This window comes from Pseudomonas sp. PL-6 (assembly GCF_054110165.1).
In genome coordinates, this window is the sequence record NZ_CM134189.1 from 134,073 (window position 1) to 156,883 (window position 22,811).

Annotated in this window: 19 protein-coding genes and 1 pseudogene; 8 read left to right on the forward strand and 12 right to left on the reverse strand. The window is 68.6% G+C overall.

Annotated elements, in window-relative coordinates; genetic code table 11:
* Window positions 1–102: 102 nt before the first annotated feature.
* The 6 genes and pseudogenes from ACW9UL_RS00625 to ACW9UL_RS00650 all read right to left on the reverse strand — a co-directional run bounded on the left by ACW9UL_RS00625 (window position 103) and on the right by ACW9UL_RS00650 (window position 5,830).
* Window positions 103–1,395 carry a methyl-accepting chemotaxis protein gene (locus ACW9UL_RS00625; protein ID WP_457790887.1) on the reverse strand — a complete coding sequence of 431 codons (1,293 nt, stop codon included), beginning with the start codon at window positions 1,393–1,395 and terminating at the stop codon, window positions 103–105.
* Window positions 1,369–1,698, reverse strand: a pseudogene (locus ACW9UL_RS00630) (PAS domain-containing protein); the annotation flags it as partial. The pseudogene ACW9UL_RS00630 and the gene ACW9UL_RS00625, both read right to left, overlap by 27 nt.
* On the reverse strand, window positions 1,695–3,947 hold the full coding sequence (locus ACW9UL_RS00635; RefSeq protein WP_457788511.1) for a putative bifunctional diguanylate cyclase/phosphodiesterase: 2,253 nt from the start codon (window positions 3,945–3,947) through the stop codon (window positions 1,695–1,697). The pseudogene ACW9UL_RS00630 and the gene ACW9UL_RS00635, both read right to left, overlap by 4 nt.
* A 156-nt stretch (window positions 3,948–4,103) precedes the next feature.
* On the reverse strand, window positions 4,104–4,388 hold the full coding sequence (locus ACW9UL_RS00640) for a hypothetical protein (RefSeq protein WP_457788512.1): 285 nt from the start codon (window positions 4,386–4,388) through the stop codon (window positions 4,104–4,106).
* Between the two features lie 70 nt (window positions 4,389–4,458).
* Window positions 4,459–4,779, reverse strand: a complete 321-nt coding sequence (locus ACW9UL_RS00645; RefSeq protein ID WP_457788513.1) for an antibiotic biosynthesis monooxygenase family protein — start codon at window positions 4,777–4,779, stop codon at window positions 4,459–4,461.
* A 13-nt stretch (window positions 4,780–4,792) separates the two neighbouring features.
* Window positions 4,793–5,830, reverse strand: coding sequence for an AraC family transcriptional regulator (locus tag ACW9UL_RS00650; RefSeq protein WP_457788514.1), 1,038 nt, complete (start codon window positions 5,828–5,830; stop codon window positions 4,793–4,795).
* 171 nt (window positions 5,831–6,001) lie between these two features.
* On the opposite strand from ACW9UL_RS00650, the gene ACW9UL_RS00655 reads away from it, so the two are divergent.
* From ACW9UL_RS00655 to ACW9UL_RS00665, 3 genes are all read left to right on the forward strand, one after another.
* Entirely contained in the window at window positions 6,002–6,973 is a 972-nt protein-coding gene (locus tag ACW9UL_RS00655; protein WP_122110002.1) for a TAXI family TRAP transporter solute-binding subunit, read from the forward strand.
* Between the two features lie 146 nt (window positions 6,974–7,119).
* Entirely contained in the window at window positions 7,120–9,678 is a 2,559-nt protein-coding gene (locus tag ACW9UL_RS00660) for a TRAP transporter permease (protein ID WP_457788515.1), read from the forward strand.
* 114 nt (window positions 9,679–9,792) lie between these two features.
* A complete protein-coding gene (locus ACW9UL_RS00665; RefSeq protein ID WP_457788516.1) occupies window positions 9,793–11,301 on the forward strand; it encodes an NCS2 family permease in 1,509 nt (502 codons plus the stop codon).
* 9 nt (window positions 11,302–11,310) lie between these two features.
* Here the strand turns inward: ACW9UL_RS00665 and ACW9UL_RS00670 are convergent, their stop codons facing one another.
* Window positions 11,311–12,954 (reverse strand): Na/Pi cotransporter family protein, encoded by a 1,644-nt coding sequence (locus ACW9UL_RS00670; RefSeq protein ID WP_457788517.1) that lies wholly within the window; start codon window positions 12,952–12,954, stop codon window positions 11,311–11,313.
* Window positions 12,955–13,187: 233 nt separating this feature from the next.
* Between ACW9UL_RS00670 and ACW9UL_RS00675 the strand changes: the two genes are divergently transcribed.
* Window positions 13,188–13,958 (forward strand): substrate-binding periplasmic protein, encoded by a 771-nt coding sequence (locus ACW9UL_RS00675; protein ID WP_457788518.1) that lies wholly within the window; start codon window positions 13,188–13,190, stop codon window positions 13,956–13,958.
* Here ACW9UL_RS00675 and ACW9UL_RS00680 read toward each other — a convergent pair.
* Both ACW9UL_RS00680 and ACW9UL_RS00685 read right to left on the reverse strand, forming a co-directional pair.
* Complete coding sequence (locus ACW9UL_RS00680) at window positions 13,939–14,859, reverse strand: AEC family transporter (protein WP_457788519.1); 921 nt, start codon at window positions 14,857–14,859, stop codon at window positions 13,939–13,941. The two genes, ACW9UL_RS00675 and ACW9UL_RS00680, sit on opposite strands and share 20 nt — an antisense overlap.
* A 47-nt stretch (window positions 14,860–14,906) precedes the next feature.
* A complete protein-coding gene (locus tag ACW9UL_RS00685; RefSeq protein WP_457788520.1) occupies window positions 14,907–15,296 on the reverse strand; it encodes a hypothetical protein in 390 nt (129 codons plus the stop codon).
* A 70-nt stretch (window positions 15,297–15,366) separates the two neighbouring features.
* Between ACW9UL_RS00685 and ACW9UL_RS00690 the strand changes: the two genes are divergently transcribed.
* Window positions 15,367–15,768: a GFA family protein gene (locus tag ACW9UL_RS00690; protein WP_021444852.1), complete on the forward strand. Its 402-nt coding sequence runs from the start codon at window positions 15,367–15,369 to the stop codon at window positions 15,766–15,768.
* 67 nt (window positions 15,769–15,835) lie between these two features.
* On the opposite strand, the gene ACW9UL_RS00695 is transcribed toward ACW9UL_RS00690, so the two are convergent.
* The 3 genes from ACW9UL_RS00695 to ACW9UL_RS00705 form a co-directional block, all read right to left on the reverse strand.
* Window positions 15,836–17,788 carry a DUF7844 domain-containing protein gene (locus tag ACW9UL_RS00695; protein ID WP_457788521.1) on the reverse strand — a complete coding sequence of 651 codons (1,953 nt, stop codon included), beginning with the start codon at window positions 17,786–17,788 and terminating at the stop codon, window positions 15,836–15,838.
* Entirely contained in the window at window positions 17,785–18,105 is a 321-nt protein-coding gene (locus ACW9UL_RS00700) for a DUF2388 domain-containing protein (RefSeq protein ID WP_122109995.1), read from the reverse strand. Before ACW9UL_RS00700 ends, ACW9UL_RS00695 begins: the two co-directional genes overlap by 4 nt.
* A gap of 143 nt (window positions 18,106–18,248) precedes the next feature.
* Window positions 18,249–18,569: a DUF2388 domain-containing protein gene (locus tag ACW9UL_RS00705; protein WP_457788522.1), complete on the reverse strand. Its 321-nt coding sequence runs from the start codon at window positions 18,567–18,569 to the stop codon at window positions 18,249–18,251.
* Between the two features lie 336 nt (window positions 18,570–18,905).
* Between ACW9UL_RS00705 and ACW9UL_RS00710 the strand changes: the two genes are divergently transcribed.
* Genes ACW9UL_RS00710 through ACW9UL_RS00720 form a run of 3 tightly spaced genes read left to right on the forward strand, consistent with a single transcriptional unit; the run spans window position 18,906 to window position 22,800 of the window.
* On the forward strand, window positions 18,906–20,375 hold the full coding sequence (locus ACW9UL_RS00710; RefSeq protein ID WP_457788523.1) for a glycosyltransferase family protein: 1,470 nt from the start codon (window positions 18,906–18,908) through the stop codon (window positions 20,373–20,375).
* A complete protein-coding gene (locus ACW9UL_RS00715) occupies window positions 20,372–21,925 on the forward strand; it encodes a glycosyltransferase family protein (RefSeq protein ID WP_457788524.1) in 1,554 nt (517 codons plus the stop codon). The genes ACW9UL_RS00710 and ACW9UL_RS00715 overlap by 4 nt, the downstream gene beginning before the upstream one ends.
* The gene (locus ACW9UL_RS00720; RefSeq protein WP_457788525.1) at window positions 21,922–22,800 is read left to right on the forward strand and encodes a class I SAM-dependent methyltransferase; all 879 of its coding nucleotides are present in this window, start codon (window positions 21,922–21,924) and stop codon (window positions 22,798–22,800) included. The genes ACW9UL_RS00715 and ACW9UL_RS00720 overlap by 4 nt, the downstream gene beginning before the upstream one ends.
* Window positions 22,801–22,811: the final 11 nt, after the last annotated feature.

Sequence of the window (22,811 nt, forward strand, 5' to 3'; positions counted from 1 at the left end):
CTAACCCCTTGAGTCCGGGCGGCGCACGCCGTGCACAGGCATAGTCATCATCGACGCGGCTGATGCGCTGACACTTGCGGGTGCAGATGGCCGTGCAGGTGTTCACCCCGGTCGGCTCTGGCGCTGGCTCCAGAACTGCTCCGCCAGCAGTTGCAGGCGCTCGGCCAGGCCGGCCAGCTGTTCGGCGCTGCTGTGGCTGTGAGCGCTGGCCCGGGTGGTGTCCTCGCAGGCCTGGCGAATGCCCTGCAGGTTGCGCTGGATGTCGTCGCCGACGGCGCTCTGCTGTTCCACCGCACTGGCGATCTGGATGTTCATCTCGCTGATCTGGCTGACGCGCTCGGTGATGCCGGTCAGCGCATGGGCCGCCTGTTGCGCCTGGGCGGCGATGGCCTGGGCGCGCCGCTGGCTGTCGCCCATGGCCGCCACGCTGCTGGTCACCGTGGCCTGCAGATCGGCGACTAGGGCGTCGATCTCGCCGGTCGAGGCCTGGGTACGCTGGGCCAGTGCGCGCACCTCATCGGCCACTACGGCGAAGCCGCGGCCTGTTTCGCCGGCTCGCGCCGCTTCGATGGCGGCATTGAGCGCCAGCAGGTTGGTGCGCTCGGCGATATCGCCGATCACCGTGAGCACCCGGCCGATCTCGCGGCTGCTGTCGGCCAGTTGTTGCACCAGAACGTGGCCGGCCTGCAGCTCCTCGGCCAGGGCGGCGATGTGTTGTCGGGTGCTTTCCACCAACTGGCGGCCGTCGCCGCTTTCCTGATCGGCGGCGCTGGCTGCGCTGGCGCTGAGCTGAGCATTGCGCGCCACCTCCTGGACGCTGACCGCCATCTGCCCCATGGCGCTGGCGACCTGCTCGGTTTCCTGGCGTTGTTGCAGGGTGGCGTTGTTGTGATGCTCTACCGCGCTGGCCAGTTGCCCGGCCTCGCCGCTGAGCTGGCGCGCCGAGTCGGCGATACGCCCGACCACCGCACCGGCTTCGGCCTGCAGGCTGTGCAGGGCGAAGGCGATGGCCCCGAAGGCGTCGCGGCGACCGGTGTACAGCCACTGGCTGAGCGGGTTGTCGGCCTGCTGGCGAGCCTGGGTCGCCAGGCGCTCCAGCGGACGCAGGGCCAGATGGTTGATCAGTCCCAGCAGCAGGCCGAGCGCACCGCCACCCGCCAGCAGCGGCAATGCCGGCAGGCCCAGGCCGGCGCTCAGCAGCAGCGCGGCCGCCGGCGGCAGCAGGCAGGCGCCGAGAACCAGGCGCAAACTCAGGCTCAGGCGTGGCCGGCGCAGCGCCCGCGGCGTGCGCCCGGCGCGCAGTTCGGCATAGAGCGCCTCGGCAGCGGCGATCTGCGCCTCGCTGGCGGCGGTGCGCACCGATTGGTACTCGACGATGCGCCCGTCCTTGCGCATGGGCGTGACATAGGCGCTGACCCAGTAATGGTCGCCGTTCTTGCAGCGATTCTTCACCAGCCCCATCCATGAGCGTCCCGCCTTCAGGGTCTGCCACAGGTGGGCGAAGGCGGCCGGTGGCATGTCCGGGTGGCGCACCAGGTTGTGATTCTGGCCGATCAGTTCGTCCTCGGCGAAACCGCTGATGGCGATGAAATCCGGGTTGACGTAGGTCAGCGCGCCCTTGAGGTCGGTGGTGGAGAGGATGTTGGTCTGCGCCGGTACCGGCAACTGGCGCCCGCTGACGGGCAGGTTGAGCTTCATGGCTGCATCTCCCGGGCCCCGGCCTGATTGTCCAGTGGGCAGCAGAGGTCGTCGAAGCGGCCCTCGCCACTGAACAGGCGCTGCAACTCGTGCGGCGCGCGTGGTGGGCTGAACCAGTAGCCCTGGGCGTAGCGGCAACCTTCCCGGGCGAGGAACTCGAGCTGCTGCGGCTGTTCGACGCCCTCGGCCACCACGCTCAGCCCCAGGCTATGGCCGAGGCCGATGATCGCCCGACTGATGGCCAGCGACTCGGCGTCCTGCGGGGTGCCGGCGATAAAGCTCTTGTCCACCTTGATGATGTGCAGGGGGAAGCGCTTGAGGTAGCCCAGCGAGGAGTAGCCGGTGCCGAAGTCGTCGAGGGCCAGCTGCACGCCGAGGCTGGCCAGCTCGCGCAGGCAGGCGAGGTTCTGCGCGCTGTCCTGCATCAGTTGGCTCTCGGTGATCTCCAGCACCAGGCTCGCCGGTGCCAGGCCGGTTTCGCGTAGCACGTCGGCGACCCGGGCGGCGAAATCGCCCTGCTGCAGCTGGCGGCTGGACAGGTTGACCGAGCAGCGTAGCCGCGTCTGCCTGGCCAGTTGCCAGGCGCGTACCTGGCTGCAGGCCTGACGCAAGACCCAGTCGCCGACGGCGAGAATCTCGCCGGATTCCTCCAGACAGGGAATGAACTCCAGCGGTGACACCTCGCGTCCGTCGTGTCGCCAGCGCAACAGGGCCTCCACGCCCATCAGGCCGACCTGGCCCCGATCGAGCTCGCAGATCGGCTGATAGACCAGGCGCAGCTCGTCGCGGGCCAGCGCCTGGGCCAGGGCGTTCTGCAGCTCCAGCTGGCGCTGTGCCTGCTGCTGCAGCTCGGTGCAGTAGCGGGCGAACTGCGCCTTGCCCGCGCTCTTGGCGCGGTACAGCGCCAGGTCGGCGGCCTGCAGTGGATCGAGCGGCTGGTCGCGCTCCTGCAGCGCGGCAATGCCGATGCTGGCGCTGACCGCCAGGGTCAGCTCCTGCAGCCGCAGCGGTGGGTGCAGGCTGTCCAGCATGCGCTGGGCGACCCGTTCGGCATCGCCCATGCAGGCCAGGTCGTCGAGCAGGGCGACGAACTCGTCGCCGCCGAAGCGGGCCAGGTGGTCGCCGGGGCGCAGGCAGTGGCCGAGACGCTCGGCCACCTCCACCAGCACCCGGTCGCCGGTCTGGTGGCCGAGGCTGTCGTTGATCAGCTTGAAACGGTCGAGGTCGATGAACAGCAGCGCCGCCTCGCGCGCTCCGGGGCGCTGCCGGCGTTGCATGGCCTGCTGCAGCAGCTCGCCGAGGCGGGCGCGATTGGCCAGCCCGGTCAGCGGGTCGTGGCGGGCGGCGTGATGCAGCTGTTCCTGGGCGGTGCGGCGCTGGCTGATATCGCTTTGCGAGCCGGCGATACGGCGTAGGCCGCGGCTGCAGGTGTCGACCACGCCGCGCACCAGCACCCACAGGTAGCTGCCGTCGCGGCGGCGGATGCGGTATTCGTGGTGCAGCGTGGGGCTGAGGCCGTGCAGGTGGTTGTCGATGGCCTGGCGCAGGCCGGGCAGGTCGTCCCCATGCACGCGGCCGAACCAGCTCTGGCTGGTGGGTGCCAGGCTGTCGCGATCGAGGCCGAGCATGCTGGTCCAGCGCTCGGAGAGGTAGAGTTGATCCTGCTCCAGCTGCCACTCCCACAGGCCGTCGTTGGCGCCGCGCATGGCCCTGGCATAACGCGCCTCGCTGTCCTGCAGGGCCTTGCGCTGGGCGGCTCCATAACTGTCCAGGGCCAGACCGATATCGAAGAACACCTTCTTGATCAGGCTGGCGAAGCAGTCCACGGCCGGCGAGCTGCCGAGCAGTTCGCCGAGCAGCTCGTCCAGGTACAGGCGATAGGCGCCCAGGTACCACTTGAGGTCGACGCCGACATGCTGGTGCACCCAGCCGATGCGCAGGCGTTCGAGCACGTAATCCCGGTCCAGCTGACCCTGCCACAGGCGCCGGTAGTAGTCGGTCTGGCTGTGCTTGAGGCGTGCCGTGGTGGCGGGGTTGCCGAGGTTGGCCGCCGGGGCGGGATAAGCGGCGAGCTGGTCGTAGAGTTTGTCGATGTACTCCTGGTTTCGGCGTTCCACACGCTGGGCATGCTGCGCCAGGCGCTCGTTATCGGTCTGGCTCCAGTCGAGAAAGCGCAGACGCTGGATCATTTCGTCAGGGTCCGGCGCGATGTGTTGAAGCAATTCTTGGAATTCTTCTTCGTTGCCCATGTCAGCCTCATGCATTTCTTCGGCGCAAAAAAAAGCGCCGCTGCGCGCCACCCTGAGTGGATGGCGAGCTGCGGCGCTCTGTCTTGCAGGCCCTGTGTCCTGCCCGGCAAAGCCGGTCTCCGCGCGTGGCGGAACCTACTGCGGCTAGCTTTTACCTTAATTGCCGGAGTCGGACAACTCCTCCAGCAGGCGGCGCAGGCGCTTGCGCAGCTCGGCCAGCTGCGCGGACTTGAAGGCATGGCGGCTGCGTTCCAGCACAAGCACGGCCTCGTCCAGGCTATGCGCAGGCAACGGCTGCAACCAGCGGCACAGGGGGCGCAGACGACAATCATCGAGGCTGTCGATGATCTGGCAGTGCGGAGCCTGGCTGTGCAGCAGATGCGTTACCCGTTGGCAGGCTTCCGTGTCCGGCAGGCTAAGCAGCAGATGGGTCTGAGGCATGGTGATGGTCGCTATGTGGCGAGTGGCCATCAATGCTAGTGGCCGTGCGGCCCGAGGATATTGACTGGTGTCAGTCCAGGCCGTAGTCGCGTTCGACTTTGGCGATGCGCAGGCGGAAACCCCCGTACCAGCGCCCGCGGCCCTGGCGCTGGGCTTCGCGGTGTTCGGCGTTGGCCTTCCAGGCGGCGATGGATTCCAGGTCGCGCCAGTAGGAGACGGTGATGCCGAGACCGTCGCGGGCCGATTCGAGACCGAGAAAGCCGGGCTGCTCGGCGGCCAGCTCGACCATACGCGCGGCCATGGCGGCGTAGCCCCGATCATCGGCGTTCAGCGTCGAGGTGAAGATCACCGCGTAGTAGGGCGGCGCAGGGGTGGCGGCGAAGGGGCTCATGTGGGGCTCGGGCTCAGGTGGCGGGGCCGCTACCGTGGCGTGCGCGGTATTCGCCGGGGGTCAGCCCGGTCCACTGGCGGAAGGCGCGGAAGAATACGCTGGGTTCGGAGTAGCCCAGCAGCAGGGCGATCTCGGCGACCGGCAGGCCGCCTTCGCGCAGGTGCTGTTCGGCCAGCTGGCGGCGGGTGTCGGCGAGCAGTTGCTGGTAGCTGCAGCCTTCTTCGGCCAGGCGCCGCTGCAGGGTGCGCTCGCTGAGCAGCAGGGCGCGCGCCAGTTCGCCGCGATCCGGTTCGCCGTGGGCCAGCTGTTCGCCGAGCAGGCCGATCACCCGCGCGCTCAGGCTGGCGCTGGGCAGGCGCGCCAGCAGCGCTTCGGCGTGCTGGCGCAGCAGCTGCTGCAAGGGCGGGTTGGCCTGCACCAGCGGCACGTCGCGCAGGACGCGGGGCAGGGCGATGGCGTAGTCGGCGGCGGCGAACTGCAGCGGGCAGGCGAACACCTCGCGGTAGGGCGCCAGATCCGCCGGTGCGGCGTGGCGGAACTGCGCGCCGAGCAGGTGGAAGCCGTCCAGCAGCGGCGTGGTCATCTGCACCCAGCAGGTCATCATCGCCAGCACGCGGATGCGCGTCGCCGGGTGCTGCGGGTGCAGCGGGCGATAGAGCAGCAGCAGGGCCTCGCCCCGTTCCTCGATGTGCAGTTCGCCGCCTTCGCCGCCCAGGCGCTGGTAGCGCAGCGCTGCGGTCAGCGCCTCGCCGAGGGTGGCGCTGCTCTGCAGCAGGTAGCTGAGTACGCTGAACGGGCCGGGGGTGAGGCTGCGGCCGAGCAGCAGGCCGGGCTCCGGGTGCTGCAGGCGCGCATCCAGTTCGCGCCACAGCGCCTCCTGGGCACTGAACGGCACCCGCGCGTCGGGGTCGGCCAGTTGCCCTTCGTGCAGGCCGCAGGCCGTCAGCAGCGTCTGGCGGTCGAGGCCGAGGCGGCTGGCGGCGTGCAGGATCGCCTGGGTCAGGCTGGCGCTGACCGAGGCCTGCGGCGACTCGTGAATGGCGTGTGACATGTGCCGATTCTGCCCAATGGCGGAGAACGGCGATAGCCCGGCGCGCCACACGCGGTTACGACCGATTGGTCGTTGGCGCGTGCATATTGGCGCCGAGCGGTTAGACTTGCCCTCCCGAACGTCGCCCACAAGGCGCGCTCGCTCTACAACAACAGAAAAAGGAGATCTCCCATGAAAGGCAAATCCTTGGCATGGGTCCTGTCCGCCGCACTCGCAGGCACTACCCTGAGTGGCATGGCACAGGCTGAAGAGAAGTTCGTCACCATCGGCACCGGCGGCCAGACCGGCGTCTACTACGTGGCCGGCCAGTCCATCTGCCGTTTCCTCAACCGCGGTGCGGCCGAGCACGGCATCAAGTGCAACGCCCCGGCCAGCGGCGGCGGCGTGGCCAACGTCAACGGCATCCGCAGCGGCGAGTTCAACTTCGGCATCATGCAGTCGGACCACCAGTACAAGGCGCTCAACGGCGCGGCGCCGTTCGAGGCCGAAGGCGCGATGAGCGACATCCGCGCGGTGTTCTCCCTGCAGAGCGAGGTGTTCACCATCCTCGCCCGCCGCGACGCCAAGATCGCCAGCTTCGACGACCTCAAGGGCAAGCGCGTCAACGTCGGCAACCCGGGTTCGGGTCAGCGCGACACCCTGGAAGAGATCATGGCCGTCAAGGGCTGGGATCGTTCCGCCTTCGCCCTCGCCGCCGAGCTGAAGCCGGCCGAGCAGGCCAGCGCCCTGGGCGACAACAACATCGATGCCATGACCTACTTCGTCGGTCATCCCAACGGCGCGATCCAGGAAGCCACCACCACCACCGACGCGGTGCTGGTGCCGGTGACCGGCGCCGAGATCGACAAGCTGCTGGCCGAGAAGACCTACTACACCAAGGCCGACATCCCCGGTGGCCTGTACAAGGGCAACGATGCGCCGACCCCGTCGATCGGCGGCAAGGCCGTGCTCTCCACCTCGGCCAACGCCGACCCGGAAGTGGTCTACCAGCTGGTCAAGTCGGTGTTCGACAACATCGAGCGTTTCAAGCGCCTGCACCCGGCCTTCGCCGACCTCAAGGAAGCCGACATGATCAAGGTCGGCCTGACCGCGCCGCTGCATGAAGGCGCCGCGCGTTACTACAAGGAGCGCGGCTGGCTGTAAGCCGCCAGCGACGGGCCTGCCGAGCAGGCCGGTTGGCCTTTCCGGCGGGCGCTGCGCCCGATTCGCTTCTAGTGTTAAGCAAACCCGCAAGGCGCAGGCCTGCGGGTTTTGCCGTTCTCCGATGACTCGAATGCAGGTTTGATCCCATGCATGACAAGCAACTCTCCACCGAGGAACTGATCGCCCAGGATGTCGGCGCGCGTCTGCCCGTCGGCGCCATGGCCCAGGTGATCGCCGGCCTGGCCCTGCTCTGGTCGCTGTTCCAGCTGTGGATCGCCTCGCCGCTGCCGTTCGTGCTCGGCTTCGGCGTGCTCAACGATACCCAGACCCGCGCCATTCACCTGGCCTTCGCCCTGCTGCTGGCGTTTCTCGCCTACCCGGCGTTCAAGCAGTCGCCGCGCGACCGCGTGCCCTTGCTGGATATCGCCCTCGGCCTGGTGGCCGCCGCCAGCGCCGCCTACCTGTTCGTCTTCTACCAGCAGCTGGCGCTGCGCCCCGGCAGCCTGACCACCGGCGACCTGGTCACCGCCTGCATCGGCATTCCGCTGCTGCTGGAGGCCACCCGCCGCGCGCTCGGCCCGCCGCTGGCGATCATCGCCCTGGTGTTTCTCGTCTACAGCCTGGCCGGCCCGTACATGCCGGGGCTGCTGGCGCACCGCGGGGTCAGTTTCAACGCCCTGGCCAACCACCAGTGGATCACCACCGAAGGGGTGTTCGGCATCGCCCTCGGCGTGTCCACCAGCTTCGTCTTCCTCTTCGTGCTGTTCGGCGCCCTGCTCGAGCGGGCCGGCGCCGGGCACTACTTCATCCAGCTGGCGTTCAGCCTGCTCGGCCACCTGCGCGGCGGCCCGGCCAAGGCGGCGGTGCTGTCGTCCGGGCTGACCGGGATGATTTCCGGCTCGTCGATCGCCAACGTGGTCACCACCGGCACCTTCACCATCCCGATGATGAAGCGCACCGGCTTCTCCGCGGAGAAGGCCGGCGCGGTGGAGGTGGCCTCCTCGGTCAACGGCCAGATCATGCCGCCGGTGATGGGTGCCGCGGCCTTCCTGATGGTCGAGTACATCGGCATGCCCTATGTCGAGATCATCAAGCACGCCTTCCTGCCGGCGGCGATCTCCTATATCGCGCTGCTCTACATCGTCCACCTGGAGTCGCTCAAGCTCGGCCTGCAGCCCATCGGCGGCCATCAGCCCAAGCCCTGGCTGCGCCGCCTGACCGGCTTCGTCTTCGGCGCGGCGCTGATCAGCGGCCTGTCGCTGGCGGTCTACTACGGCCTCGGCTGGCTCAAGCCGGCGCTCGGCGACTACGCCCTGCCGGGCATCGGCGTGCTGCTGGCGCTGGTCTACCTGGGCCTGCTGAAGGTCGCCGCCAGCGTGCCGGTGCTGCCGCCGGAAGACCCCAATGCGCCGCTGGAGTCGCTGCCCGAGACCCGTGCCGTGCTGCTCTCCGGCCTGCACTTTTTGCTGCCGGTGGTGGTGCTGGTCTGGTGCCTGATGATCGAGCGCCTGTCGCCCGGCCTGTCGGCCTTCTGGGGCAGCGTGATGCTGATCATCATCCTGCTCACCCAGCGTCCGCTGTTGAGCTGGATGCGCCACGACGGCAGCCACGACCACGGCACCTTCGTCGACGGCGTGATCGACCTGCGCGAAGGCCTGATCGCCGGCGCGCGCAACATGATCGGCATCGGCATCGCCACCGCGGCGGCCGGCATCATCGTCGGCGCGGTGTCGCAGACCGGCGTCGGCCTGGTGCTGGCCGACCTGGTCGAGCTGCTGTCGATGGGCAACCTGCTGCTGATGCTGGTGCTGGTGGCGGTGTTCAGCCTGATCCTCGGCATGGGCCTGCCGACCACCGCCAACTACATCGTGGTGTCCAGCCTGCTGGCGCCGGTGGTGGTGGCGCTGGGGCAGCAGAACGGCCTGATCGTGCCGCTGATCGCGGTGCACCTGTTCGTCTTCTACTTTGGCATCATGGCCGACGTCACCCCGCCAGTGGGCCTGGCCTCGTTCGCCGCCGCCGCGGTGTCCAAGGGCGACCCGATCAAGACCGGCCTGGTGGCCTTCTTCTACAGCCTGCGCACCGCGGCGCTGCCGTTCCTGTTCATCTTCAACACCGACCTGCTGCTGATCGACGTGGACTTCTGGCACGGCGTGCTGATCTTCATCGTGGCGACCATCGCCATGCTGATCTTCGCCGCCGGCACCCAGGGCTTCTTCCTGGTGCGCAGCCGCTGGTACGAGAGCCTGCTGTTGCTGCTGGTGGCCTTCACCCTGTTCCGCCCCGGCTTCTGGATGGACAGGCTCCACGACCCCTACCAGGACGTGCCGCCGGCCCAGCTGGCGCAGGCCCTCGACGGCGTCGCCGACGGCAGCCAGCTGCGCCTGCGCGTACTCGGTGAGAACGCGGTGGGCGACCCGCGCGAGTTCACCCTGCTGCTGGCGGTGCCGGATGGCACCTCGGGCGAGGAACGCCTGGCCAAGCTCGGCCTGAACCTCTACGAGGAGGGCGACAAGGTGCTGGTCGACAGCGTCACCTTCGGCAGCCTGGCGGCCGACGCCGGCCTGGAGTTCGACCAGCAGATCCTCAGCGTGCGGGCGCCGACCGACCGCTGGACCAAGGAGCTGATGTGGCTGCCGGGCTTTATGCTGTTCGCCCTGATCGTCTGGTTGCAGCGCCGCCGTCAGCTGCCGCAGCCGGCGTAGGGATCCGCCGTCACCACCACAAGGCAGCTTCGGCTGCCTTGTTCGTTTATGCCCCGGCGGCGGGTTGCTAGACTCGCCGACCTGACCATTCGGACAACAAGGATTCCGCCCGCCATGTCGACGCCGCGTGTGCATTACCCCTGGTACAAGAAGGAGGACACCGACGCCTTCTTCGCCCTGTTCCAGAACAACATCGCCAACTTCGTGATCATCGCCATCAGCATGCTGGGCATGGGTTTTCCCGCCGAGATCGTGTTCGGCCAGGTGTTGCCCGGTGCGGCGGTGGCGGTGATGGCCGGCAACTTCTACTACGCCTGGAGCGCCGCGCGCCTGGCCCGCAAGGAGAACCGCGCCGACGTCACCGCGCTGTCCTACGGCATCAGTACCCCGGTGATGTTCGTCTTCCTGTTCGGCGTGCTGCTGCCGGCGAAGCAGCTCACCGGCGACGCCGAGCTGGCCTGGAAGGTGGCGGTGGCGGCCTGCCTGATCAGCGGCGCGATCGAGGCGGCGATCAGCCTGATCGGCAACTGGGTGCAACGCCATCTGCCGCGCCCGGCCATGCTCGGCGCGGTGGCCGGGGTGGCGCTGACCTTCATCGCCGGCGAGATGCTGTTCAAGACCCTGGAAATTCCCATGATCGGCCTGCTGGTGCTGGCCATCACCCTGGTCGGCCTGGTGGCGCGCATCAGCATGCCGTTGCGCCTGCCGGCCTCGCTGTTCGCCATCGTCGTCGGCACCGCGCTGGCCTACCTGGTCGGCGCCGCCGACAGCGGCAAGTTCGGCGACGCCTTCACCCACCTGGGTTTCTACCCGCTGCTGCCCAACCTGGCCTGGTACGAGGGCCTGGGCCTGCTGTTCACCAGCATGCTGGCGCTGATGACGGTGATCCTGCCGATCACCCTGTACAACGCCATCGAGACCATGAACAACGTCGAGGCCATGAGCGCCGCCGGCGACCGCTACAGCGTGCGTGAATGCCAGGCGGTGGACGGCGTCGGCACCCTGCTCGGTGCGCTGTTCGGCGGGGTGTTCCCGACCACGGTGTACATCGCCACCGTGGGCTCGAAATGGATGGGCGCCGGGCGCGGCTACAGCCTGCTCAACGGCGCGGTCTATGGCCTGGCCACCATGTTCGGCCTGATCGCCTTTATCGCCGCGCTGATCCCGGTGGCGGTGGTGGCGCCGATCCTGGTGTTCGTCGGCATGTCGATGATCGCCACCGCCTTCAACAGCAACCACGCCCGTTACTACCCGGCGGTGGCCCTGGCCATGCTGCCGTACTTCGCCAACTACCTGATGACCCGCTTCAACCGCGGCGCGCCGGAGGTGGTGCAAGGCATCTCCACGGCCATCGGCGCCCTCGGCCAGGGCGCCATGTTCAGCGCCATCCTGCTCGGCGCCATGTGCGTGGCGGTGATCGACCGTCAGTTCCGCCAGGCCACCGCCTTCGCCCTGGTCGCCGCGGCCATGGCCTGCGTCGGCCTGATGCACGCGCCCAAGCTGGCCTGGTATGCCGCGCCGGACTTCGTCCACGGCTACCTGCTGATGGCGCTGTTCTTCGCCTGGTACGCCTGGCGCGGGGTGGAGCCGGCGCCGGCCGCGCGCGCCGCCGACGCGGACTGAGGCGGGGGGCTATTCGCCGCCTTCTTCGAGCTGCAGCGCGCCGGTCTCGCCGCCCTCCAGCACCACGTAGGCGCTGGAGCAGAACAGCGAATTGAGGCGCTTCATGTCGGCGATCAACTCCAGGTGCAGCGAGCTGGTCTCGATGCTCTGTACGACTTGACGCTGCAGGCGGCCGATATGCGCATGGGCCAGGCGCCGCTCCTGGGCGCGGAAGCGGCGTTTCTCGCGCAGCAGCTGGCTGGCGCTGGCGTGATCGGCGCTGAGGAACACGTTGAGGCCCAGGCGCAGGTTGGCCATCAGCTGTCCGTGCAGGCTGGTCAGCTCCTCCAGGCCCTTGTCGGAGAAGGCCCGGCGCTGCGCGGTCTTCTCGTTCTGGATCTTGCCGAGCATGCGTTCGATCAGCTCGCCGGCCTGCTCCAGGTTCACCGCCAGCTCGAGCACTTCGGCCCAGCGCCGGCTCTCGTGTTCGCTCATCGCCTCGCGCGGGATCTGCGCCAGGTACAGCTTGACCGCCCGGCACAGGCTGGCGACGTCGTCGTTAAGCAGGCGCAGCTCCTTGCTCGTCGCCGGCTGGTTGTGTTCCAGCACCGGCAGCAGGTGGCCGAGCATGGCCTCGATCAGGTCGCCGATGCGCAGCGTTTCGCGCACCGCATTGGCCAGTGCCAGGCTCGGCGTGGCCAGCGCCGTGGCGTCCAGATGGCGCGCGCGGGCGATGCCGGCCTCTTCGGCGCGGTCCGGCATCAGCCAGTTGCAGAAGCGCGCCATCCAGCCCACGGTGGGCAGCATCAGCAGGGCGCGCAAACCGTTGTAGAGCAGGTGGAAGAAGATCACCAGCTCGGCCGGACGCCAGTCCAGGCCGTCCAGCCAGCTGGCCAGAGGTTGCAGCAGCGGCAGCACCAGCAGCAGGCCGATCAGCTTGTAGATCAGGCTGCCCAGCGCCACGCGGCGACCGGCCGGGGTCTGCAGGCTGCTGGTGAGAAAGGCCAGCAGACCGCTGCCGATGTTGGCGCCGATCACCAGGCCGATGGCCACCGGCAGGCTGATCAGCCCGGCGCCGGCCAGGGTCGCGGTGAGCAGCACGGCGGCCAGGCTGGAGTAGGTGAGCAGGGCGAACAGCGCGCCGACCAGGGCGTCGAGCAGCAGGTCGCCGGTCAGCGAGGCGAACAGCACGCGGATGCCGCGTGCCTCGGTGATCGGCGTGGCGGCGGCGACGATCAGCTCCAGCGCCAGCAGCATCAGGCCCAGGCCGATGGCCACGCGGCCGAGCTGGCCGGCGCGGGTCTGCCGTCGCGAGAGGAAGAAGATCACCCCGAGGAAGATCAGCAGCGGGCTCAGCCAGCTCAGGTCGAGGGTCAGCACCCGCGCCATCAGCGCGGTGCCGACGTCGGCGCCGAGCATGATCGCCAGCCCCGGCGCCAGCGCCATCAGGCCCTGGGCGACGAAGGAGGTGACCAGCAGCGCGGTGGCGTTGCTGCTCTGCACCAGCGCGGTGACGCCGATGCCGGCGGCGAAGGCCAGCGGCCGGCGGCCGACGTTGTGGCTGAGGATCTTGCGCAGGTGCGAGCCGTATACCCGCAGGATGCCGGTACGCACGATGTGGGTGCCCCAGACCAGCAGGGCGATGGCGGACAACAGATTGAGCAGGGTCAGCATAAGGCGGCTCCCCCTTGCGAGCCCGCTGGCGATCGGTCGTGATCGCGACGCAGGTTGCGTAGCCGGCCGGCGAGAAATGTTTTATCCGGCTTGTACTTAGCATCGGCCGGAAATCGTCGTTGCGCCAGTCGCGCGGTGAGCGGGCACTGGTTAACCTAGCGGCCTCTACACTATGGCCACTGGAGCGAATTCGTTGCGTTCGGGCGCTGGGCCGACGCTAAGGCTGGGGATCGATGGCGGGAAAATGGCGGGCGGGCCTGCTTCTGGGGCTGGCGCTGAGCGGCGCCGCCTGGGCGGCCGAGCTGCGCCTGGTGACCGGCGACGATTACGCGCCCTTCACCGGCCAGAGCCTGCCCGGCGGCGGCCTGCTGACCCAGGTAGTGCACGCCGCCCTGGCCGAGCGCGAGCTGTCCGCCACGCTGGCGTGGCAGCCGTGGAAGCGCGGTTACCTGAAGACCCTGCGCGGCGACTACGACGCCACTTTCCCCTATGTCCCCGGCGCCCAGCGCCAGGCGGAATTCCTCTACTCGGCGCCGCTGTTCGTCGCCGAACAGCACCTGTTCAGTCGCGCCGGCGATGCCATCGAGGTGGCGGATTTGTCGCGCCTGGCCGGCAAGCGCCTGTGCTACCCGCTCGGCTGGCAGCCGCCGGCGCCGATCCAGGCATTGCTCGACCAGGGCCTGCTCACCCGCCATTCGCCGCTCGGCCTCAACGAGTGCGCGCGCCTGCTGCTGCTGGCGCGCGACGACCTGTTCATCGCCGACCGCCGCCTGGGCGAGAGCGCCCTGCGCGCCACCGGGGCGCCGGCGAGCCGCTTCCACCGCTCGCAGGGGGTGTTCGGCAACAGCACCCTGCACCTGATCGTGCCGCGCAACCATCCGCGCGGCGCCGAGCTGATCGCCGAGTTCGACCTCGGCCTGGCCGCCTTGCAGGCCAGCGGCGCCTACCAGCGCCTGCTTGAGGCCTATCTGCAGCCGCCTGAGTTCAGCCCAGCAGCGCCATGATCGCCACCAGGCTGCCCGCCGCCAGCAGCGTCTGCAGGGTGATGATGCCGGCCATCAGCTGGCTGTCGCCGCCCAGCTGGCGGGTCAGCACATAGGCCGTCGGCGCGGTGGGTAGGGCGAAGAACAGCACCAGCACGGCGCTCTCCATCGCCGGCAGGGCCAGCGCCCAGGCCACCGTCCAGGCCAGCAGCGGCATGGCCAGCAGGCGCAGGGCGCTGTTCCACCCCAGTGCCGGAATTTCCCCGCCGAGCTGCTCGGGTTTGAGCGCCGCGCCGACGCAGAGCAGGCCCAGCGGCAGGCTGGCGGCAGCCAGCAGGCCGAGCAGGCGATCGCTGCCGCCGGGCAGGCCGATGCCGGCGAGGTTGACCAGGGCGCCACCGACGCAGGCGAGAATCAGCGGGTTCTTGGCGATCGGCAGCAGCAGGCCGCGCGCGCTGACGCCGCGCTCGGCGGTCAGCGACCAGACCGACAGCACGTTCACCGTCGGCACCATCAGCGCCAGCATCAGCGTAGCGAGGGTCAGCCCCTCCTGGCCGAACAGGCTACCCACCGCGGCCAGGCCCAGGTAGGTGTTGAAGCGCAGGATGCCCTGGGTGAAGGCGCCGAAACGCCCGGCCGGCCAGCCGCGCAGGCGGCGCAGCAGCAGCAGGGCGAACCAGGCGATGCCGAGGCCGAGCAGTACCGCCAGCGCCAGGCGCGGCAGCGCCGGGTTGCTCAGCGGCGCCTGGGCCAGGCTGGAGAACAGCAGGGCGGGGAACAGGATGAAGTAGTTGAGGCGCTCGGCGCCGGGCCAGAACGTCTCGCTGGGGAAGTCGCGCAGGCGCAGCCAGTAGCCGGCGACTATCATGGCGAACAACGGCCAGAGGGCCAGCAACAGGTCGATCACGGCAGCTTTTTCCATGGGCAAAGCGGCGATAGTCGACCAGCTGCACGCCTCGGCGCAAGCCTTCAGCTCGGCGGCAGGGCGCTGATGCGCAGGTGAAAGTCGAGCCGTTCCCAGTCCTCGCGGCGGTTGGCCAGGGTCGGCGTCGAGTGCAGGACGATGCGGTGCTCGCCGTCCGCCGTGCGGCGGTAGCCGGGGCGCGCCGGCTCCCAGTCCGAGCCGCGGAACTCCAGCGGCGCCATGCCGAACTGGCGGATCAGCAGGGCTTCCAGGGCCTCGGCCTGGCCGGCGGCGACCCGGTACAGCGCCGCGCCGTCGCCCTCCTCGGCGCAGCCGGCGAACTGCGCCGGCAGCTCCAGTTGCCAGCGCTGCAGCCAGTCGATGCAGGCGCGCTCGTCCTGCTCGGCGAGCAGGGCCGTGGCGACCAGCAGCAGGGGCAGGAGCAAGGTGCGCATGGGCAACCCGGGGCGTTGAGGTGATCGTCAGAGTCTAGACTGCTGGCGAGCCCTTCGCGGAGTTCCTGCCATGCCCGCCTCGCACCAGGGCGGCTGCCATTGCGGCCAGCTGCGCTACGTCTTCGACGCCCCGCTCGCGGATATCGCCCACTGCCATTGCGCGGATTGCCGGCGCAGCAGCGGCGGCATCCTGGTTACCTGGCTGACGGTGCCGCTGAGCAGTTTCCGCTGGCTGCGCGGCACGCCCGCCGAGTACGCCAGCACGCCGACCTGCACGCGCAGCTTCTGCCCTCACTGCGGTGCCCAGCTGACCCTGTTCAGCGCGCTCAGCCCGCACAGCCTGGATATCAGCGTGGCCTGCCTCGACCAGCCCGAGCGGGCGCCGGCGGATCGGCATATCTGGGTGCGCAGCCGGCTGCCCTGGTTGAGCGTCGACCCGCAGTTGCCGGAGGAAGACGAGGAGATTCTCTAGCCGGTCGCGGGTGCGGGGTATCGCGGGGCCGCCCGGGCTGCGCGCACCAGATTCCTGGCCGTATAACTCAGGGCAACTGCAGGCCGCCGCTGTCTTGGTGCAACTTGCGCAGGTGCGCGCCGAGGGCCACCAGGTTGGCCTCGTTGGCCTGCAGCTCGGCCAGGCGCGCGGGCGCCAGCAGCTTGCGCACTTCCGCGTCGAGCTCGTCGCTGAGCTGACGCAGTTGCTGCTGGCGCTGCCGGCTCTGGGTTTCCAGGCTGTGCCATTCGCCGGCCTGGGGCAGGCCGTAGCCGCCGTCGAGCAGCTCGGCCGGGCGGCTGAGAAAGCCGCTGCCGGCCAGTATCTGCTCCAGCGCCGCACCGGCCTTGTCCAGGTTCGGGTCGCCGGCGGCGCGGCCGCTCAGGTAGCGGCGCTTGAGCTCGTCCTGGGCCAGCAGCAGCTGGCGGCGCAGGGCCGCCTGTTCCAGCAGCAGCAGGGCGGCGCTGGCGCGCAGGTCGGCCTCGGCGAACCAGTCACGGCGTGCGCTGGCGGGCTGTTCCAGCCAGGCCTCGACGTTGTCCTGGGCGATCGGCAGGCGCTGGCGCAGCACGGCGAACATGGCCTGGTAGCGCTCGCGGAACGAATCGAAGCGATAGCCCAGGCGCAGCGCCTCGCGGGGATCGTCGAGCACCGCGGTGTCGGCCAGGCCGCGCGCCGCCAGCAGTTGCAGCAGGCCGTTGGGCAGGATGCTGTCGAGCGCCTGCAGATCGGGATGCGCGGTGCCGCTGCGCAGCAGCTTGAGGGTCTCCACCGCGCAGTTGTTGGAGATGAAGTAGTAGTCGCCGTCGTAGCTCCAGTGCTGCTCGACGGCGCGCGCGACCAGCTGTTCCAGTTCGTCGCGCGACAGCTTGAGCGGCACCGAGGCCAGGCTGCGCAGCTCGACCTTGGTGTACTCCTCGACCACCTGCTCCAGCGGCAGGACGAACAGCCGCGAGGGGTAGACGCCGGTCAGGCCGTCCCAGCTCGACAGCTGCAGGTCGCCGACGAAGGCGCGGTAGGACAGCACCAGGTGCTGGTCGAGATCCAGCCGGCAGTCGGGGCCGCGCGGCCGGCCCGGCGCGCACACCACCAGGCGCAGCATGCTGTGGCCCCAGCGGCTCATCCATTGCTGGTTGGCCTCGGCCAGCAGGTAGTCGACCGCATAGACCCGCTCGGGATCGAGGCGGCCCAGCGGCTGGCGGGCGAAGTCGCGGCCGGCGTTGAGGTAGGCATGACCGCCGGCGCAGTCAGCCTGCGCCGGCGCCCAGGCGAAATGCTCGCGAAAGTAGCGCGCCAGCGACGGCCTACGGCAGGCGTAGCCGGGGTCGAGGAGGAAATACTCGAGGTTGACCGCGACGAACTCCAGCGGCCGGCTCAGCTCGTAGACGTCCGGGCTGCGCGCGACCTGGCCGTTGTCCTGCTCGCGCGCGCCGCGCCGGCCGACCTGCTGCGCCCAGCCGGCCAGGTCGAGCAGACGCGGGTCGTCGCTGAGGGTGAAGCGCCGCGCAGTCTGCCCGCGACAGCTGTCCGGCAGGCCGACCAGGCCCCGCGACTCGGCGCGTTGCCGGCAGCGCTGCAGTTGCCGGCGCTGCGCCGCGGGCCAGAGTTGGGCGCGGTCGTAGAGGTGAGTCAGCTCGTGGATCAGGGTGGCGAGCAGTTCGCGGCGCTGGCTGCCGTGTACGCGTCCGGTCTGCGTCGTGGCGGCCGTGCCGTCGGTCAGCGCCGGCAGCAGGCTGGCATTGAGCTCGATGCCGGACCAGCGCCCGACGCGGCCGTAGGCGTTGGCCGGCAGGTCGTCGCGCCAGGCGACCTTCACGCTGCGCGCCAGGCGCTGGACGAAGCTCGGCGGCAGGGTGGCCAGGGCGTCGTCGAGCAGCGCCTGGCTGGCCTGGCGCTCGGCGGCGCTCAGCTGGTCGTGCTCCAGCACCAGGCGCAGCTCGGCCTGGACGCCGCCGCTGAGCGCCAGCAGCGCGGCGCAGCACCAGGCGCGCAGGGACCTCACAGGGCGAGAATGGCTTCGGCCAGTTGCAGGTCGCTGGCGCTGCGCGCTTGCGGCAGTTGCGTGCGGATCGCCAGCAGCGCCGCCTCCAGCTGCGCGCCGCGGATCTCGCCGGCGCTGGCGACGAAGCTGGCGGCGTCGTCGCGGGCCTGCACCACCAGCTTCATGTCGCGCAGCGAGGTGGTGGTATCGGAGGTGAAGTCGATGCTGCGATCCAGGGCGCGGACGATGATATTGCTGGTGGCGACCACGGTTTGCGCCTGGGCGAGGCCGCTGAACAGGGCACAGGCGGTGGCGAGGACGAGAAGCGAATGACGCATGGAGAAACTCCGCAAACGGCGAATGGACGGTTGGACGAGCCCGCGCGGTTGGGGTTCCGCAGGCGGGCGGGTATGCCCGTGCAGTTTACGGGGCCGGCGCGCGCCGGTCAGCAACTGGGCCGGCCGGCGTTACCAGGGATGCATCAGAGGCTGAGGATGGCTTCGGCCAGCTGCAGATCGTCGGCCGCCGCCAGCGCCGGCACCTGGCTGCGGATATGCAGCAGCGCCGCCTCCAGCTGCACACCGCGGATCTCGCCGGCGCTGGCGACGAAGCTGGCGGCATCGTCACGGGCGGCGAGCACGACCTTGTCGTCGCGCAGCGAGGAACTGATATCCGAGGTGGCCTCGCTGGTCGCGGCGACGCCGCTGACGATGGCGTCGGTGGTGACCACGAAGCTGGTGGCGGAGGCGCTGGTGGCCAGCGCCAGGAGGGTGGCGGCGCTCAGGATGCGGAAGGCGGTCATGGGATATTCCTCAACGGGCGAGATGGGCGGTGCAGAGGGCCTGCGGCCGGAATAACAAGCCTAGCTCAGGGGCGCTTGCGCCGACCAGTTGCTGGCGTTCTGCTGGCGCGTCTTTCAGAGGAATTTCACCGCGCCACGATTGCGTCGGATGACAAAGGCTGAGATGCTCTTCGAGCATAAAAAGCAGGTATTGCTAAGTAAAATGCCGCCATCGTGCGAAGACTCTCGCCTTCAGTCGGAGTGGATCGTCTCCGGCAGCTCTGCAGATGTGTCACCAATAACAATTAAATGCGCATTCCGGGCCATGGCCCGTGTTAGTGGGGTTGTTCTCGCGTCATGATCATCCTTGTGGCATCGAAAATCGATCAGGCCAGTATCCACGGTTCTCTCGGCAAACCCGAATACAGCTACTTCTTCCTGATGAAGGATTTCCTCCCGGTGCTCGAACGCCTGGGGCGGGTGCAGGTCGTTCACCGCCTGGCCGAGATCGAGCAGCTCGCCGCGCAGCACCGTGCGGCCGGTGAAACCGTGGTGTTCCTCAGTTTCAGCCCGCCGCACCAGGCTCCATTGGGACTGAGTTGTCCGACCCTCAGCGTGTTCGCCTGGGAGTTCGACAGCCTTCCGTCGGTGGCCTGGGAGGGCAATCCGCAGAATGACTGGCGCTACGCATTCGCCCATCTGCAGGGTGCCATCAGCACCAGTCGCGAAGCCGCGGCCCTGGTTGAAGATGCCATGTCGCCCGATTACCCGGTCGTCGCCCTGCCGGCGCCGGTCTGGGATCGCTATCGCGGTGACCCGGCGACAGTGCGCAGCAGTCCGCAGCTGGGCGAACGCCAGTTCCCGTTTGCCGGTCTGGTGATCGACAGTCCGACGCTGGGGCTGTCGGCGGACGGCCTGGTACGTAAACCGGCGGTTGCCGAGCCCGCGCCCGTCGCGCAAGCGCCCACATCCAAACCGTTGCGTGACGACCGTTTCAGTCTCGCCTGGCGCGAGACCAAGGCGCTCGCCAGGGGCTGGTGGCGGGAGGTCGGTCTGCCCGCATTGGCGGTCGATACGCCCCAGCCGCAAGACGCTCCACCCGCTCCCGCGAGCGCGCCGCCGGCCGTGCCGATCAGTGTGACCGGTGTGGTCTACACCACCGTGCTCAACCCGGCCGACAGCCGCAAGAACTGGGTCGAGCTGATCACCGCATTCTGCTGGGCCTTCAAGGATCGCGACGATGCCACGCTGATCGTGAAGATGACCCACCACGATCTCGAGTACTACCGCATCGTTCTGATGACCCTGCTGTCGCGCCTGGCGCCCTTCAGTTGCCGGGTAGTCGTGTTGCACGGCTTTCTTGAGGACCAGCAGTATCGGCAACTGATCGAGGCCTCCAGCTACTACGTCAACGCTTCCTCCGGCGAGGGCCTGTGCCTGCCGCTGATGGAGTTTCTCAGTGCCGGCAAGCCGGCCATCGCGCCGACCCACACGGCCATGGCCGACTATGTCGACGAGCGGCTGGCGTTCCTGGTGAAGTGCGCGCTGGAACCCTTCTGCTGGCCGCACGATCCGACCGGGATCTTCATGACCCATCGCCATCGGCTGAACTGGCAGTCGCTGGTCGAGGCCTACCGACACAGCTATCGGGTGGCCAAGGACGAACCCGAGCGTTATCGCGAGATGGCGCGACAGGCCGATGCGCGGATGCAGGCGTTCGCCTCCATCGAGCGGGTGGCCGGGCCGCTTGGCGCGTTTCTCGAACGGATTGCCGCGACGCAATCGGCGCAGGCCGAGCTGGGTTGTGCGGGGAGTGCAGTGCTATGAGATTCCTGGTCTATTCGCAAGTGAGCGCGGCGAAGATCGCCAGCAGCATGGGCCTGCCGGAGTACAGTTACTACTTCGTCCTGCGCGACTTCCTGCCGGTGCTGCAGGCGCTGGGCGAAGTTCTGGTGGTCGAAGATCCCGAGCAGGAGGTCGACCGGCTGTACGACGAAGCGCGCGCCGCCGGCGAGCGGTGCCTGTTCCTGTCTTTCTCGCCGCCGCACAAGACTCCCCTGCAGCTGCGCTGTCCGACCGTTCCGGTGTTCGCCTGGGAATTCGACAGCATTCCCAACGAGTCCTGGCTGGATGAGCCGCAGCAGGATTGGCGGCACGTGCTGAAGATCTGCGGCAGCGCCATCACCCACTCGCAGATGATCGTCGCGGCGGTGCGTCGGGAGATGGGCGCGGATTTTCCGATCGTTTCGGTGCCCTCGCCGGTCTGGGACAAGTTCGCCGCGCTGCGCGCACAGCCGGGGTCGTTGCCCCTTGCAGACGGCGTGAGCATTCGCGTGCGCTCGGGCGTGGTGGTGGACAGCCGCGACCCCGCGCTGAGCCCCTATATCTTCGGTCCAGACGCCACTGCGCGGGTGGTGCAGGCGATCCGCGAGCACGAGAACGCCATGGCGCGCGCGCAAGGCGGCAGTGTGGCGGTCGAGCCGCCGGCCGGCCGCCGGCAGTCGCGGTATCGCATCACTCGGCGTTACCTGGGCGAGTGGTACCTGAAGGTGCTGCAGCCGCTGCTGCCTTTTCTGCCGGGGCGGGCAGAGCCATTGGTCGAGCTGGTGGCGGAGAGCCCCGATACGCCCCTGGAGCCGCGCAATACCGTCGAACCGCCGCATCCTGCGGCCAAAGGTGTCACGCCGAAGATGCCCGATTGGCAGCCCGGCGAGTCGGAGCTGCAGCTGTCCGGGGTGATCTTCACCGCGCTGTTCAACCCCTATGACGGGCGCAAGAACTGGGCCGACATGCTGACCGCCTTCTGCGCGGCATTTCGCGATACGCCCGACGCCACCCTGGTGTTCAAGCTGGGGCACCACGAGTACCTGTCGGCCATGCACGACATGCTGATCTGGATGGCGCGCATGCCCAGGTTCAGCTGTCGTGTGGTGCTGCTGCACGGCTACCTGGAGGGCGGTGACTTCGACACCCTGATCCGCGCCAGCGCATTCGCCGTCAACGCTTCCCACGGCGAGGGGCAGTGCCTGCCGCTGATGGAATTCCTGTCCTGCGGCAAGCCGGCGATTTCGCCGCGGCATTCGGCGATGGTCGACTACATCGACGAGCAGGTGGCCTTCGTGGTCGACAGCTGGCTGGACTCCACTGCCTGGTCGCACGACCCGCGGCTGGCCTACCGCACCCAGCGCCATCAGATCGACTGGGCATCGCTGCGCGATGCCTATCGGGCCGCCTATGAGTGCATCAAGACGGACCCACAGCGTTATCAACGGTTATCTCGCCATGCGATCGAGCGCATGCGTGAGCATTGTTCGCGGCAGGCGGCCATGGGCAAGTTATCGGCATTCCTGTGTCGGGAACAGGAGCTGTCGGCATGAAAAGGCTATTGGGCTGGTGGCGGGGCCGAGCTGCCAAGCATGCGGCCGTATCGGCACCTGCGGCAGCGGATACAGCGATGCCAGGCTACGTGGATTCGCGCGACTGCGGCTTGGTCGACGCGGTACAGAGTGGCTGGTTCCAGAATCACAGCGATGAGCTGTTCTCCGGGTTCCCGGTGGGTGATCAGGACGTCGTCCTGGATGTCGGTTGTGGTGCCGGCGGCGCGACCCTGTTCTGTGCCAATCGGGGTGCCCATGTGGTGTTCACCGATGTGGTGGCCGAAAAGATCGAGGCGTTGCGCGCCAAGCTCGCGAGCACGCCCGCGCGGGCCATCGAAGGGCTGGTGTCGGACAGCATGCCGCTGCCGCTGGACAACCATTACGCGACGCGAATCATCGCGCTGGAAATGCTCGAGCATGTGGACGATCCGGCTGCGGTGCTGCGCGAACTGGTACGAGTAGGGCAGCCGGGGGCGCTCTATCTCCTGGCCGTGCCCGATGCGGAAGGTGAAAAAGTGCAGCTTGACTGCGCTCCGGCGCATTACTTCCGCCAGCCGAATCACATCCACATCTTCGAGCGCGAGGCATTCGCTAAGTTGGTGGAGGATGCCGGATTGGTGGTCGAGCGCCGCTCTTCCTATGGTTTCTACTGGAGCATGTGGATGCTCATCTACTGGTCGCAGCTGCGAGCCTCCGGGCGGGAGCTGGCCGGGGAAACCCACGATGTGGTGCATCCGCCCTATTCGCCCCTGCTGGATGACTGGGCCAGTCTCTGGCATCGCCTGATCCAGATGCCGGATTTCGCGCCGATCAAGCAGCACCTGGATCGTTTGTTGCCCAAGAGCCAGGTCATCGTCGCGCGTAAGCCCTATTGAACACTGCATGT